The 15,309-nt window shown below is 49.4% G+C and carries 16 protein-coding genes and 1 CRISPR repeat array; of the genes, 5 read left to right on the forward strand and 11 right to left on the reverse strand.

From position 1 onward, the window contains the following. Positions 1–50: 50 nt before the first annotated feature. The 4 genes from epsC to EL294_RS07555 form a co-directional block, all read right to left on the reverse strand. Positions 51–569, reverse strand: a complete 519-nt coding sequence (epsC, locus tag EL294_RS07540) for a serine O-acetyltransferase EpsC (protein ID WP_126466220.1) — start codon at positions 567–569, stop codon at positions 51–53. Positions 570–571: 2 nt separating this feature from the next. Continuing rightward, positions 572–1,450: a cysteine synthase A gene (gene cysK, locus EL294_RS07545; RefSeq protein ID WP_126466221.1), complete on the reverse strand. Its 879-nt coding sequence runs from the start codon at positions 1,448–1,450 to the stop codon at positions 572–574. 193 nt (positions 1,451–1,643) lie between these two features. Beyond that, on the reverse strand, positions 1,644–2,639 hold the full coding sequence (locus EL294_RS07550) for an ornithine cyclodeaminase family protein (RefSeq protein WP_126466222.1): 996 nt from the start codon (positions 2,637–2,639) through the stop codon (positions 1,644–1,646). A gap of 121 nt (positions 2,640–2,760) precedes the next feature. Next, positions 2,761–3,201: a universal stress protein gene (locus tag EL294_RS07555; protein ID WP_164715268.1), complete on the reverse strand. Its 441-nt coding sequence runs from the start codon at positions 3,199–3,201 to the stop codon at positions 2,761–2,763. 150 nt (positions 3,202–3,351) lie between these two features. Between EL294_RS07555 and EL294_RS07560 the strand changes: the two genes are divergently transcribed. Further along, a complete protein-coding gene (locus EL294_RS07560) occupies positions 3,352–4,203 on the forward strand; it encodes a pirin family protein (protein WP_126466224.1) in 852 nt (283 codons plus the stop codon). A 64-nt stretch (positions 4,204–4,267) separates the two neighbouring features. On the opposite strand, the gene EL294_RS07565 is transcribed toward EL294_RS07560, so the two are convergent. Then, entirely contained in the window at positions 4,268–4,489 is a 222-nt protein-coding gene (locus tag EL294_RS07565; protein ID WP_126466225.1) for a type II toxin-antitoxin system RelB/DinJ family antitoxin, read from the reverse strand. 117 nt (positions 4,490–4,606) lie between these two features. Between EL294_RS07565 and EL294_RS07905 the strand changes: the two genes are divergently transcribed. Next, positions 4,607–4,756, forward strand: coding sequence for a hypothetical protein (locus tag EL294_RS07905; RefSeq protein ID WP_164715269.1), 150 nt, complete (start codon positions 4,607–4,609; stop codon positions 4,754–4,756). Between the two features lie 85 nt (positions 4,757–4,841). Here EL294_RS07905 and EL294_RS07570 read toward each other — a convergent pair whose 3' ends face one another. Further along, positions 4,842–5,093 carry a hypothetical protein gene (locus EL294_RS07570; protein WP_126466226.1) on the reverse strand — a complete coding sequence of 84 codons (252 nt, stop codon included), beginning with the start codon at positions 5,091–5,093 and terminating at the stop codon, positions 4,842–4,844. A gap of 509 nt (positions 5,094–5,602) precedes the next feature. Here EL294_RS07570 and EL294_RS07910 point away from each other — a divergent pair. The 3 genes from EL294_RS07910 (at position 5,603) to EL294_RS07575 (ending at position 7,007) form a co-directional block, all read left to right on the forward strand. Beyond that, entirely contained in the window at positions 5,603–5,758 is a 156-nt protein-coding gene (locus EL294_RS07910) for a hypothetical protein (protein ID WP_164715270.1), read from the forward strand. A gap of 68 nt (positions 5,759–5,826) precedes the next feature. After that, positions 5,827–5,979, forward strand: coding sequence for a hypothetical protein (locus EL294_RS07915; RefSeq protein WP_164715271.1), 153 nt, complete (start codon positions 5,827–5,829; stop codon positions 5,977–5,979). 848 nt (positions 5,980–6,827) lie between these two features. Beyond that, positions 6,828–7,007, forward strand: coding sequence for a hypothetical protein (locus EL294_RS07575; RefSeq protein WP_126466227.1), 180 nt, complete (start codon positions 6,828–6,830; stop codon positions 7,005–7,007). Between the two features lie 25 nt (positions 7,008–7,032). Further along, positions 7,033–10,167: a CRISPR direct-repeat array (repeat unit 33 nt; unit sequence ATTTCAATCCACGCACCCCACACGGGGTGCGAC). 156 nt (positions 10,168–10,323) lie between these two features. Here the strand turns inward: EL294_RS07575 and cas2 are convergent. From cas2 to cas8c, 5 genes are read right to left on the reverse strand one after another with little or no spacing between them, the layout of a single operon-like run. Further along, entirely contained in the window at positions 10,324–10,614 is a 291-nt protein-coding gene (cas2, locus tag EL294_RS07580; protein WP_126466228.1) for a CRISPR-associated endonuclease Cas2, read from the reverse strand. Positions 10,615–10,622: 8 nt separating this feature from the next. After that, positions 10,623–11,654 carry a type I-C CRISPR-associated endonuclease Cas1c gene (gene cas1c, locus EL294_RS07585; protein ID WP_126466229.1) on the reverse strand — a complete coding sequence of 344 codons (1,032 nt, stop codon included), beginning with the start codon at positions 11,652–11,654 and terminating at the stop codon, positions 10,623–10,625. After that, entirely contained in the window at positions 11,651–12,301 is a 651-nt protein-coding gene (gene cas4, locus EL294_RS07590) for a CRISPR-associated protein Cas4 (protein ID WP_126466230.1), read from the reverse strand. The genes cas1c and cas4 overlap by 4 nt, the downstream gene beginning before the upstream one ends. 1 nt (position 12,302) lies before the next feature. Further along, entirely contained in the window at positions 12,303–13,166 is an 864-nt protein-coding gene (gene cas7c / locus EL294_RS07595; protein ID WP_126466231.1) for a type I-C CRISPR-associated protein Cas7/Csd2, read from the reverse strand. After that, a complete protein-coding gene (cas8c, locus tag EL294_RS07600) occupies positions 13,166–15,307 on the reverse strand; it encodes a type I-C CRISPR-associated protein Cas8c/Csd1 (RefSeq protein ID WP_126466232.1) in 2,142 nt (713 codons plus the stop codon). Before cas8c ends, cas7c begins: the two co-directional genes overlap by 1 nt. Positions 15,308–15,309 lie beyond the last annotated feature (2 nt).

Here is a 15,309-nt window from a genome sequence, read left to right on the forward strand (position 1 = left end):
GTCGATATCAAAATTTTCGCAAAACGAAAAACATCCGCTCAAAGCGGATGTCATCGCCTGCGTACGACTTCGGCGGGAACGCCGACGACGGTTACATTTTCCTCTACATTGTCTAAGACGACGGCGCCGGCGCCGACCTTTACATCGTCGCCGATTTCAACCGGTCCCAAGATGGTGCTGCGCGCCCCGAGCATCACCCGATCGCCGATGGTGGGGTGGCGCTTGGTCTTGCTTAGCCCCCGCCCGCCCAAGGTGACGCCGTGGTAGATGGTCACGTCGTCGCCGATTTCTGCGGTCTCGCCGATCACCACGCCCATGCCGTGGTCGATAAACAGGCGCTTGCCGATCTTTGCGCCGGGATGGATTTCGATGCCCGTCTTTCTGCGAGCGCGGTGGGATAAGAACCGCGCCAGGGTAAAGTGGCCCCGTATGTAGAGGCGGTGGGCGCGCCTATGGCTCAAGAGCGCCTCCACCACCGGATAGAGAAACATGGCTTCGAACATATTCTTGCACGCCGGGTCCTTCTCGAGGATGACCCGGGCGATTTCTCTGCGTTCCTTAAAAAACATAGCTACCCGAAGAGCTCCGTGGACATATAGCGCTCCGCCGCATCGGGAAGGACGGTGACCACATTGCCCTTCACTTCTTCGGCGAGGCGTAGCGCGCCCACGACATTGGCGCCGGCGGAGATCCCCACGCTCAGGCCTTCTTCCGCCGCGAGTTTCTTCGCCATGGCGATGGCCGCATCGCCTTCGACAGTGAGGATGCGATCCACCACCTCGGGGTCGTAGTTGCCCGGTACGAAGTTTGCGCCGATGCCCTGAATCTTGTGTCCGCCCGCCTTTCCGGCAGAGAGCAAGGGACTTTCCGCGGGCTCGAGCCCCACGATCAGCGTGTTTTTTTTGTGCGCCTTCAGCGCGCGGCCGACGCCCGTGACCGTGCCGCCGGTTCCGATGCCTGCGACAAAGGCGTCGATCGCATCGAGTGCTTTGAGGATTTCGGGACCCGTGATCTCCTCGTGGGTGCGGGGGTTGGCGGGATTGTTGAATTGATCGGCCATAAAGTACGCGCCGCTCTCTGCGAGTTCCTTCGCTTTATCGACCGCCGCCTGCATGCCACCCTCTTTGACCAAGAGGAGTTCGGCGCCGAAGGAGCGGATCAGCTTCTTGCGCTCTTCGCTCATCGAAGCGGGCATGACGATGGTCACCGGATAACCCAGTTGCTTGCCGATCATCGCCAAAGCGATGCCGGTATTGCCCGATGTGGGCTCGACGATCTTCATGCCGGGCTTCAGGGCGCCGCGTTCTATGGCGTCTTCGATCATGGCGCGGGCGACGCGGTCTTTTATGCTCATGGCGGGGTTATTTTTCTCGAGCTTGGCATAAATTCTGCCGCCGCCCATTGAGAGTTGGACCAGAGGGGTGTTCCCTACGGTTTCGATAATTTTCATTTCAAATCCTACCTTTCCGCTTCGAATTACATACGCTCATAGTATACCGAAATATATCATTTGTAAACGGAAAACGAGAATTCCCAAGATCTTTGCACCGATCCCCGTTATAGATCGAAGATCGCCGATGTATTCGCCGGCCGCCGAAAAATTTTTCACCCGAAACGGGAAAAAGCGTCCCCCTCGGACGCTTTTATAGGGCGATCGTACTGCCGATGCCCTTGCTTTTTGCGGTCTGATACAGCGCTTCGGCGGTGACAATGTCGAATACCGCCGAGCCCGTGCTCTTAAATACGGTGATCTCCTCGTCGGATTCGCGGCCCGTCGCCGCTTCGAGCACCAGCTCGCCCAGTTCGTGCTGCAACTTTTCTTTTCCGACGCGGCCGTCTTTTACGGGTTGCATCATGTCCCCCGCCTCGTTCATAACGCCGTCGACGGTGTCCAAAAATACCTTGTCCGCCCGCACCACGATCTCGGGATCCAGTTCGATCATCTCGGGCGTATAGGCGCCCATGCCGTTAATATGGCAGCCCGCCTTTACCTTCGATCCTTCGAATACCGGCTCTTTTGCGGTGGTGACGGCGGTGATGACATCGGCATTCTCGATCACGCCGTCGAGATCCGACACGGCGATCAGCTCTGCACCGTAGGGGGCCATATGCTCTTTTACGCCCTCGACGAAGGCCTCGGCCTTTTCTTGCTTGCGGTTAAACACATAGGCCGTCTGAATATCGCGCACGGCGAGCACCGCCTCGAGCTGGCTTTCGGCCTGACCGCCGGTGCCGATCAGAAGAAAAGTCTTGGCGTCTTTTCGCGCCAAAAGATCCGTCGCCGCCCCGGCGAGGGCGCCGGTACGCATTTTTGTGAGTTCCGTTCCGTCGAGAATCCCCTTTACCGCGCCGGTCTCTTTTTCCATCACCAGCACCGTGGCGGAAAGCGACGGCAGATTGCGCGCTGCATTGTTGGGATAGACCGAGACGATCTTAATCCCCAGCGCGTTTTCCCCTTCGACCACGCCCGGCATAAAAAGCGCCTGCCCTTCGGCATCTTTTACGTCGATATTCGTCCGCAAGGGAATATCGCATTGCTTCTTCGAATACATCGCCGCCGCGGATTTGTCCGCCTCGATCCATTCGCGCATCGACATGGCGCCCCTTACTTCGGAACCGTTTAATACCAAAATTTCCATACGACCTCCTCAATATCCGCATACAATCGTTACTCTTCTTTCATCATACTACGCCCGAGAAAAAAATTCACGGCGGATTTTTGCACGAAAAAGCGCCCCGAGACGAGGCGCTTTTACGAAATTAGAGCGTACACTGCAGCTTGTTCACCAGAACCGGTACCTTGGCGAGGTTCAGCGCCCGATCGGAAACCGAACCCAAGAGGGTCCGCGAGAATCCGCCGAGTCCCCGGCTTCCGATGACGATCAGATCTACCTCGTTTTCGTCGGCATGGGCGATAATCTCTTCCGCCGCCTTGCCGATGCGATAGCAGGTGTCGATCTCACCGTCGTATTCCAGATATTCGAGGGCTTTGTCCAGCACGTGTTCGCCGCGTACGCTCTGGGCTTTTTTGAAGTCCGTCGTCAAAAAATTGCCCGGATACTGTTCGATCACATTGATATCCGTGAGCACGGTTAAAATGTACAGCTTCGAGGAAAATGCCTTGGCGAGCTTTTCCGCTTCCTTCAGGGCACAATACGAGTCCTGAGAACCGTCGACGGGCACTAAGATTTTTTCATACATAGCTATCCCTCCTTGTACTATACCTATACCCGCACGCGCCAAAAGAAAACCCTTCCACGCCCCAGAAACCGCGATCTTTCTGTTTGAAGTGCACATTTTAGAGTATACTCAAAGAGAGAATCTTATGCGAACAAAAGGATGGAGAGAACCATGAAACGAAAAATTTTACGCATCGCTTCCGGCCAAGCCGGCATCGACGGCGCCGGCGTGGCGCTCAAAAACGTCATGGGAAGAAGCACCATGTACGACGCCGACCCGCTACTGCTCTTAGACGCCTTCGATTCTTCCGATCCCGCGGAATACGAAAAGGGATTCCCCATGCACCCGCACCGGGGCATCGAAACCATATCCTATGTGGTAGAGGGCACCATGGTCCACAAAGACTCCCTCGGAAACGAAGACGCCGTATCCGACGGCGGCGTGCAATGGATGACCGCCGGCAGCGGCATCTTTCACGAAGAAATGATGCCCGCCGTCAAGCGCCTCTACGGCGTGCAGCTCTGGCTAAACCTCGCCAAGAAAGACAAATTTGCGCCCCCCGCCTATAAGGCCATCGATTCTGCAGAAATCGAAGACATTCCCTTCGACGGCGGCCATCTGCGCCTATTGGCGGGCGAATACGACGGGCATACGGGCTTTCAATCGCCCTATCAGCCCGTCAACTACTACGACGTGCACATCGAGCCGGGCCGCAAATTCACGACCAAAGTCGATTCCGACGCCGCCATCACCGTCTTTGCCCTGCGCGGCGCGGTACAAATCGGCGGGGAAACCCTCCCCCATTTCGAAGCGGCCATCCTCACCGAAGGCGACAAACTCGTCCTCGAAAACCCCGGCGGCGAAGAGATCTCCGTACTCGTCTTCCAGTCACAAAAAATCGGAGAACCCATCGCCTGGCGGCCCGGTCCCATCGTCATGAACACCGAAGAAGAACTCGATACCGCCTATGACGAAGTCCGAAACGGCGGGTTTATTAAAGAAAAAATTCATATGGAAAAATAAAAAAGACGCCTCCGGGCGTCTTTCTTGTGCGCGACATTTCCTCATGCCTGCCGGTGGCCGTCAATTACAGAGAATCGACAAACGCTCTGAACTCTTCCATAGAATGGCACACCGCGACGACATCGTCGCTCGCCTTGACCAAAAACGGAATCCCCCGCTCCGCCACAACCGCATGCACAAAAATGCGAAAAGCGGTAGATTCGCTCATGTCCATCGATTCGCAAATTTCTGCGAATGCCTCCATGCGATCTTCGTCCAATTCGATCGTAACCGTACGTTTTGCCATACGCCTTCACCTTCGGCACCATCTTATCAGAGCGGAGCGCACTTTTCTTCCCAAATCTTCCATCTGCGCCATTGCTTTTATCCCCAAACATGCGATAATGGGGCCAGAGGTGATGATATGGCAGACAAAAAGAACGACGGAGCGCGTCTCGAAGAAATTCCCAACGAGACCACGATGGCCGCCCTGCGAGAAGCCGAGGACGACGAGAATCTGTTCGGCCCCTACGACACCATAGAAGAATTGATGGCGGCACTCCAAGCGGATTGAGGCCACTGCAAAAAGAACGGGCAAAAATCTCCCGTCCTTTTGTGTTTTTGGCCTACTGCCGATAAAAAGATATTGGGTTGTCGTTTCACCGAATCCAGTCTTCTAATCGGTACGCTTCAGGAATTCTGCCTTCTTTTTGGTACTCAATAAATTCTTCTTTCGTCAGCGTATTTATTTTTACATATTTTGTAATCACGTCGTTTTTATTCAATGGATTCGGTATATTTACCAAAAGTTCGTCGTAGGGCACATCGTCCGGTCGAATTAAATGACTTATATCAGAGGGGACAATGGGTGCATATCCGTCCGCTTCGTGTTGAAAATCTTTGTTTTTCATAGTATCACCTCTTACGATCCTTCTACCCTTTTTCTTCTCACAATCGCACCCTTCGTCCGAAGTGGCATTTCTACGGACACAAACTTTTCTACTCAAGGCCTTCCGCCCCGGAAATGTGGGAATAACAGACGACAGGATTTGAACCTGCGACCTTACCTTGAATCACCCCCGCGTGTGCGGGAATAACGGCGCTTCTTCCCTACGGTTCAAATACTCCCTAGGATCACCCCCGCGTAGGCGGGAATACAAATCGATCCAAGTACAAGAAAGAACACCTCCGTTTGTCTATGCAAAGCCTATATGATCATTATACCGCATATCCCACCGCAAGTGACGAGACTGCCCCCGTCTGCGGCGATAGAGATTTTCGAATCCCACGAGAAAGCAGCACATCGAAGAAACGGCGTTGATACCGCCCCTACTTTCGCCTATACTGGCCATAAGACAAAGATCGTGGAACAAACACCGGAAAACTCCATAAAAAATTTATGATCCGTGAGGAGGGCGACATGGAAAAGAAAATCAAAGACACAATGACACTGGAAGAATACAAGAAAGCCATCGAACAGCGGTTGTTGGAGTTCAACAGGAAGGAAAAGACAGAGGGCTTTATGTTGGGGTACGAGGAAGACTTTCAGGATTACTACAACGACGACTGCCTGTGAACGCAGTGGCGACGGCAATGGAAATGGGACTATAAAAGTAGATTTGAAAAAATATATGGGGGAATTCTATGAAAAAGGATTATGTGGAATTTCTGGCAGATGATAGAGATCAACTCGAAACCTTGAGGATGATTCGGAATATGTCAGACGAGGAGTTCGAAGCGCATATTGCAGAGCTTAAGAAACAGGAAGAAAAAGAGTTTGCAGAAGACAAGAAATAAAAGCGCCAGTAACAGAAAAATGTTGCGGGTGCTTTTTTGATGCAATATAACAAAACTTGCAACTTATAGGCATGCACTAAAAAAGTAGAAATTGGAAAGAATCACCCCCGCGTGTGCGGGAATAACCCGACTACCGCGTAATGCAGATGGCGAAAGCACCCGACGTATCGAAAACCAATGCATCAAGACTGTTCATTACCGAGACAACCGCCGCAAACGCACGCACCACACAGTCGATGTACGAAGAAATGGGCATAGAGTGCCACCGTATTTCTGCGTCATAAGATACCAAGACGTCGAGCCTTTCTCTTGGTATGGACGGGAGGGCATCTCGCATCCGTGAATTTATGCCTTGGGTAACGGTTAACCCATCCCACCCAAATTGTCGGGCTACTATGGCATCTAGCGAGAGATCGATCAATCTGCCGAAAGATTGATACGTGATCCGAATGTCGGGAAAAGCACATGTGCTCCTTATATGAACTATAAGGAATGGCATGTTAAGTATGTAGAAAGTGGCTCTAAACAAGACCATGCAATAGATAATATGGGAAAAAACAGTTTTCTTAATGTATTAGAAAAGGAGCGATGCCAAAGGCATTCTAAGAGGTATAATGATGTAACAGAACTGTGGTGGATTTTGAAAAACCTTTGAGAAAGTAGTTGAAAGAACTATCAGCTCGTAATGGCTTCTATGTCTTCTCTGTGAAGAACGAAATAAGATTATATGCCTACATGCATTTCAAAAATGAGAATTATTGCGCAGCGTTTTCGGAAGTTTTTGTAAAAATAAGAAACGAAACCTTGCGAGGCGAATTACGTAAGAGGATATTCGAGGAGATGATTTTATGATAAATCTTATGAGCGATAGGTTTTTAGAGCTAAGCAAAAAAATAGACCCTTACATGGTGTTTAATCTTGAAAAAGATCAGTGGGAATTTGAAGAAAATACGCCTAAAGATATAAAAGCTTTATATCCGGAATATAAAAAATTAGCTGAAGAAGAATTATGGGATATAAACGATTGAGCATATTCCTGTATAACTATCTTTTATTTCAATCCACGCACCCCACACGGGGTGCGACAAACAAAGGGATCCCAAGAAAGAGACAAAGATATGATTTTAATCCACGCACCCCACACGGGGTGCGACGGCGACGACATCGAGCGGGCGGTATTGCTGATGATTTCAATCCACGCACCCCACACGGGGTGCGACTGGGACAGCCGCCTACATATCAAGTAAGAAGGGGATTTCAATCCACGCACCCCACACGGGGTGCGACTCACCACCAGCGAGATCGAGGGGCCGAGCTTTCGATTTCAATCCACGCACCCCACACGGGGTGCGACAAGCCTACAAGGCGGGCTACGCATGGGGTCAACAATTTCAATCCACGCACCCCACACGGGGTGCGACTTGCGTTGCTTGTATTTTCGATTTTTTCTCCCTTAATTTCAATCCACGCACCCCACACGGGGTGCGACCGGTTGGCTCGGCGTAAGATCTGCACGCCTTCCGGATTTCAATCCACGCACCCCACACGGGGTGCGACCGGTTGGCTCGGCGTAAGATCTGCACGCCTTCCGGATTTCAATCCACGCACCCCACACGGGGTGCGACCCCCGTATACGCGAGGGTGAGATCGGCGGCAATTTATTTCAATCCACGCACCCCACACGGGGTGCGACTAGCCACCGCGGTTTTGTTGCTTGGGGGCGCAGATTTCAATCCACGCATCCCACACGGGGTGCGACTAGCCACCGCGGTTTTGTTGCTTGGGGGCGCAGATTTCAATCCACGCACCCCACACGGGGTGCGACGTGCCTGAGACGACCGACAGTTTGCGGCTTTTTGACATTTCAATCCACGCACCCCACACGGGGTGCGACACCTCCACCACATCGATTCCAAGCGGCTCGAGTGATTTCAATCCACGCACCCCACACGGGGTGCGACTTGTTTTTCCTCCACAAGATAGACTGCCTCTTGTCATTTCAATCCACGCACCCCACACGGGGTGCGACTTTATGCAATATCATCTATGGCACGTATCGGCAGATTTCAATCCACGCACCCCACACGGGGTGCGACACAACAAACACGATTATCACTTACGACATAGCGCAATTTCAATCCACGCACCCCACACGGGGTGCGACCTGCAACGCGTAGGCCGCAATACCGCATTAAACATTTCAATCCACGCACCCCACACGGGGTGCGACGGGCACACTGGGGTGTTTTACAAAAAAAAGTCGAATTTCAATCCACGCACCCCACACGGGGTGCGACAGCGATCAAAAAACCCGTAGCGCCTAGACCTGGAATTTCAATCCACGCACCCCACACGGGGTGCGACAGCGATCAAAAAACCCGTAGCGCCTAGACCTGGAATTTCAATCCACGCACCCCACACGGGGTGCGACCCCAGCGACCCGTCCGGGCCGCCCCGTAAAATTGATTTCAATCCACGCACCCCACACGGGGTGCGACGGTTGTGGAAGTGCGACGTAAGGTTTAAGAAAGGAATTTCAATCCACGCACCCCACACGGGGTGCGACATAAAGCGATATATAATCACAAATATATAATCATAATTTCAATCCACGCACCCCACACGGGGTGCGACGCTATAATGCGCACTCGAGGCGCGCAGCCGTTGTATTTCAATCCACGCACCCCACACGGGGTGCGACTTACGCTTGTATACAAGCTAGGAAAGTGGCGTATTATTTCAATCCACGCACCCCACACGGGGTGCGACTATATAACAACCGTAGCATCACACAGATATACCCATTTCAATCCACGCACCCCACACGGGGTGCGACCAGGGTTCTCGATGTCGATCTTCGACCAAGAGGTCATTTCAATCCACGCACCCCACACGGGGTGCGACCATGGTAGCCAAGCCGACACACAGGGCAGCTACAATTTCAATCCACGCACCCCACACGGGGTGCGACCTTGAGACGTTAACAAACCTAGAGCGTTTGGTAGGATTTCAATCCACGCACCCCACACGGGGTGCGACAAGGTGAACCGGTATATTGCGCTTCTACGTGAGGCATTTCAATCCACGCACCCCACACGGGGTGCGACGCCTTTTACGATCAGCTATAGTGTCACAGATGTCATTTCAATCCACGCACCCCACACGGGGTGCGACCCATTTTTTTTAATCAAGATCTTGCGTAAAAGCAAATTTCAATCCACGCACCCCACACGGGGTGCGACCGATTACACGATTCCGCTAGAGCCTTTGGGAATTATTTCAATCCACGCACCCCACACGGGGTGCGACCTTCCTTCTCGGCGTTCGGCGCCGCATAGTAATGATTTCAATCCACGCACCCCACACGGGGTGCGACCGTCGAGCGTACTCAGAGGCTTAAAAGGGGGATACATTTCAATCCACGCACCCCACACGGGGTGCGACTAGAAGTTATTGTACTATCCATGTCCATAATGATGGATTTCAATCCACGCACCCCACACGGGGTGCGACAATCATCTCCCCCGGTAATTACCACGCGACCGCCATTTCAATCCACGCACCCCACACGGGGTGCGACGTGGCGCCTTTTTCGGCGGTAATGACGAGGACAAATTTCAATCCACGCACCCCACACGGGGTGCGACTCTAATCTTGTCTTTACCATCTCCCGGCTTACGCCATTTCAATCCACGCACCCCACACGGGGTGCGACGCGGATCGGCGGTAAAAATATCTCAAAAAAAATATTTCAATCCACGCACCCCACACGGGGTGCGACGAGACGAATGGGACACCGCGGGCATGCTCCCGAGTGATTTCAATCCACGCACCCCACACGGGGTGCGACTAGGTGGGGGTATTTAACTACGGTAACGTTTTTCCATTTCAATCCACGCACCCCACACGGGGTGCGACGCGGGAGGTATAAAATGACTATTTATAAAGATATAATTTCAATCCACGCACCCCACACGGGGTGCGACGGGCTCAATAATGTGCAAAAGGTAGCCGACGGCATTTCAATCCACGCACCCCACACGGGGTGCGACTCGTCATCAAAAATTATGACGGGCAAGACCTCGGGATTTCAATCCACGCACCCCACACGGGGTGCGACCTTTATCGGGGTTTTTATCACAGCCGCAGGATCGGATTTCAATCCACGCACCCCACACGGGGTGCGACAGCTATATGTAGGGGCACGAATGCCACTTGCTCTGCATATAGCGCATTCTCTAGAAACTTTTTTCGTTTCTAATTGCAACTCTTACAATTTTACATACTTTCATCGACACTTCCGGGGCGAACCTCCGCGCTTTTTTCTGTTCGCTTAGGGTTCGTCTAAAATATGATCGGATCTCCGGGCGCCAAAACTTCTTTGATTCCATAGTGCAAAACGGATTGTTTGTAGTTCTTACCCAATTTATAAATCCTTACAGAATCTTCTTTTGCATTATACGTTTCCTGAACTTCTTGTTTTAATTGGAAGAGTTGTCCCGAATCCAAATCACATTCATAGACGGAGTTTTGCACCCGCTGTCCATAGTTAAGGCAAATTTTTGCCATGCGATTCAATCGTCGTCTGCCTTCTTTGCTTTGCACGTTAATATCATAAGTGATCAGAATATTCATTGATCCTCCTATTTCCAGAAAAATGGCGGATAGGCATCCAGGTCTTCACGAAGATATCTCGCCAATAGCTGCGCCTGAATATACGGGACCAATCCCCACGGCATTTTCTCCTGCAAATACGGATGGGTTAAACTTTCATATTTTTGTTTTTGCCACTGACTCAGATATTTCTTTCTGGCTTCGTCCGTCAATAATATAGCGCCGGATTCTTGTTCCAAAAAGTCTGGTTCTGTAAATTGTCCTCGATTGATCATGCGTAGCACAAATCGATCGCAAATCATTACCCGAAATTCTTCTAGCAAGTCCAATGCAAGCGAAATTCGACCGGGCCGATCTGTATGGTTGAAACCCATATATGCGTCCAGTCCATTTGCTTCTAGTGCGGCGGCACAGTCGTATGACAGAAGGGAGTAGGCATAGGAAAGTAAAGCGTTGGGAGGATCTAATGGTGGTCTCTTGCTTCTGCCTCTGAAGTTAAAATACTCCGAATTCGTCAGAATCATATGCGGAAATACGCCGTAATACGTCGCTTGTGCGTCTCCTTCAATGCCGCGGAGTTCTTCTTTATTACTCGCAACTTTCGTCCGCTCTTTAGATTGTTTCAAATGTGTTATCGCATGGATAAAGACTTCCTCGCGAATGCGTAAAGCATATTGTTTGCGAAACCGAATCAAAAAGTTTCGCGCATTTATAATCTTTGCAAGAATAATCCATCGGCTGATCTTGAGAGAATCCTCCTGATTCAAGGCAATTTGAGCTTGTTTTTTCCTTAAAAGAATATTACCGCGACTCATGGAAACAAACCTTCCACAGAGTCTTCCATAATGATTTAGGATGACCACAGATACTTCTCTTTCACTGCATTTTTCGAGAAGGGCAGCGCTGATTCCAGAGTAGGAAAAAGCTATGATGGATTCTAAGGCATGCAACGGAATCCGGTGTAAGATTTTTCCGTCTTGTAGCAATACGACATTTTCTCCTCGCAACCCCAAAAAGTAATCGGGACTGGTCACATACAGCGTGTTTAGTAATTTTTTCATGACGATTCTTCCTCTAAATGCGACCGAATATAGGTAGATGCCGCTTGCCGGTTTCCCAGTTCTGGCAAGCAGATTTCTTTTAGAGAACAAGATCTGCATTTGGCGGTCCGCTTTACTTTTGGCGTATACGCTTTTCGAAACAGTGTATGCATCTCTCGTACCATTGCTTTAAGATCCGTACGCATCGCTTCGGTAAATACGACATTCTGTCGTCTTTTGATTTGGTCGTAAAAGATCGCTCCCTCTTCAATATTGGATGCGGTCATCTCTTCCAGACATATCGCCTGCGCCAATAATTGATAAACATCGCTATTGTCTGATTTCTCTGTGCCCCTCTTGTATTCAACGGGCATAATCTTATAATGACCGTCCCATCGCGGCAGATACACGCCTTTTGAATCCACCGTAAGTTCCACCAAATCGCACACACCCTCGATCTCTAGTTCTAAAGAGTGCACACGAAGAGACCGCACTTGAATCTGTTCTTTTCTTTTTTCATGAAAATAGGGATCGTCTACCCGACTATGCACTTTCTCGCCATGAAGGGTTAAAAAGTTTTCTTTCCATGCCTGCTCGATATGGATCAATGCCCATTGTCTGCGGCAAAACACAAAATGCTGAATCCCAGAGATCAGGAGCGCATCCATATCAACGTCCGGAAAGGATTTCGACTCTCATCCCCTTCTCTTCGTATTCTTTTAATTTTTCCGCATTCAGATGCACTTGAAATTGCTCATAATCGGAAATTTCTTCGGTAAGATCCATATTCGGATCGGTTTCAAGCAATCGGTGAATCTTACCGGAAGAGGCGACTCCCAGTTTGTTGGGATGGGTAAACCAAAAGACTTCCTGCACCTCCATACTGCCCTCCGGGCGTGCCGAAGAGGCATCGTTTGCGAAAAGGTCTATCAAGGATTCTTTAATACACTCCGCATCCTCTTCCGTAAATCCCGTCTTTTCTGCAAAATACGGGTTAATGGAACCGCAGAATTTGTAAACGCCGTAATCGACGAAACTCTTGGTCCCCATCGTATCGGAAGATCTTTCTCCCTTTTTTGATTCCATGCCATTGGTCGATCGCGTAATTTGCATCGTCGAAATGGAAATGGGAAGAATCGATTTTGCCAAGCTCACCGAAACGGGGCCCCGTATTCCGATCGACTTTTTGTCGAAGGTGATGACTTGACCAAAAGCCCGCGTATCGCTCCAGGTGTTACAGAAGTAGTCGAAAATCTCTTTATCCTCTTTTCCCATTTCCTTTTTATGCGCTTTGTACCGAGCTTCCAAAGAATAATTCCCGTCGTCCACTCGCTCATTCGCTTGCACAAAAATGGGTTCGCCCAAGTCCTGCATACGGTTTCGGATTTTCCTCTTAATCGATACGTCGCTCATCTCTCCATGCGATGTAATATCCGTACGCGGCAGATTTCCATTTAGCGGATCTCCATTGGGATTGGCATTCTCTACGGAAAAAGTTACGATAAAATCAATTTTCTTATCCAAAGCGTTCATTATTTGTCCTCCTTCACATTTTCTGCGGCAATCTTTTGTTCTACTTCTTTGCTATTTTTCTCGGATTCATTTTTCGGTTTCTTTTTATAGAATTCCTGCATTTGGCCATAATAACCAAAGAGGAAATTCTCGTCCAACGATTCTCTTTGTCCTTTCTGTTGCACCTCCTGTATTGCATTCATAAGCTTTGTGAGCTCTATTTCATAGTACTGGGCAGATCCCGGTCGCGTGTTCCGCAAGCTTTGCATATAGGGTTGGATCTTTTTCGACAAATTAAGATGTATAAGACTGGGCCGATCGATAAACGCCGCCCAAAGTTTCATGGCATTTGTAGGCCGTGTCGCTTCATTACTGGTCTTTGACGCTTCTGTTCCCTCTGCACTTTTCTTGCTGTAAAGTACATCCCTTTCGATCTTGTCGTACACCGCCAGTAGTCTTCCATACAAATAAGATCGATCCTTACTTTTCAAATCGAGCATGGCGAAATTTTCCTCCTTTTTCATGTATTTTTTGTGATGCGCCGGCAAATCCTTACGGAATTTTTGCAACACTATACAGTCCGTATATAACTGGCTCTGCCAATGATATTTGTAGGCTATTCGGTTCTTTCCATTGGCCCAAGCACGCATGGCGAGTTCTTTGGGTAGCGGTTGCCGATCCATCATGCATCGCACCGCGTCTTCCATCAAATTTCCCGTAATCTTCTTGTTTCTCTGCCCCTCAACGACATAGCCTTTTTTTGTATCCTCTCCATATAGTGTATTGATAATCGCAAATATCGGAAGAACGCGTTCTCGATACTTTTCATTATTATAGGAATAGTAAGGAAAATTCATCGTATCGTTCCAGTATTGCAGAATATCAATAAATTCAGATTCTGAGAATTTTCGGAAATATTTGATGGCGATCCGACCATTTGAGGTTTTTTCCAGTAGCAAAATAAAATAGTTGTACCATTTTTCTACATCCGGTTTTCGATTGCCTGTCAAACTTTGCCCCAAATTTTGGGATCCGAGTTGCGCAAATATTCTTTCCAGTGTGCTACTTTCTTTCCCATCACCGGACACATCTGAGTCTTCTTCCTCATCACCGAATACATCCGAGTCTTCTTCCTCATCTGGACCCGATTTTGGGGAGAGCTGGTATGCCGTCGGATCGAATTTCGTCAGGTTTTCAATATCGTTTGAAAACCAATTGACCACGTAAGCACCGGACCGAAGCCTGCGCCCCGTATCCTTGTTTTCCAATAGATACTTCAGCATTAAATGGATTTTTTGAGAAGTCTTAAACCCCACTCGAATCAGATCGTCTGTGGATTGATATAGGCCGCGATATACTTCGTAGCGATTGCTCCCCCCGATGACCTTAGCATTTCCCATTAATCCTCGGTGTTTCGATACACAATATGTGTATTCTCCAGATATATCGCAGTAATCCTTTTGCTTATCTTTGAGTTTCTCATCCATATAAGCGATGAAATTGTCATGTAGCGCAGTATTTTCTGTGACGGTGCATGTCGTATTGAATTCCAGATCATTCTCCGCTTGTTCAACGATAACAGCAAATGTTACGAATACTTCCTGCGCCTTCCACTCTTTCTTCTTTTCATCTTCCAGATAATGGACGGCCCCCTGCTTGTCTACAGAGTATATTTGCTTATTATACAAACTTTTCATGATATCCTTTAACACATCCGTATCCGGATGTAAGATATACGCGCCGATTTTCTCTAGAAATGCATTGGGATTCGTTGCGGTATAACTCAGCCAATCCTGCAATTGCTCTCGATAGGCCTCGTGATGGGTATCTGACACCCTTTTTGCAGTAGCTTCCGACATCTCTCGGGAGACATATTTTAGTTTGTCTACCAACGGGTGCGGCAGTACACCGTTTGCTCGTCCTATGGATTCTTCCGAAACCGGAAACTGAATATAGACGTCCTCAGGAACCCACGAAGCTTCTAAAAACTTTCCTTCTTTGTCCAATAAGATTTGGATAATATCTTTCCCATTCGAGCGCTTATTATCGTGGTAGACCGGAAGAAGAACCGAGGCACCTTCTGCTGTTTCTTTATGATTATCGACCATGTTGGCTTTTTCCGCCAATTCATAGGTTCTATATAAGCTATAAAGTGGATTCATCG

The organism is Aedoeadaptatus ivorii (assembly GCF_900638585.1).
Classification (GTDB): domain Bacteria; phylum Bacillota; class Clostridia; order Tissierellales; family Peptoniphilaceae; genus Aedoeadaptatus; species Aedoeadaptatus ivorii.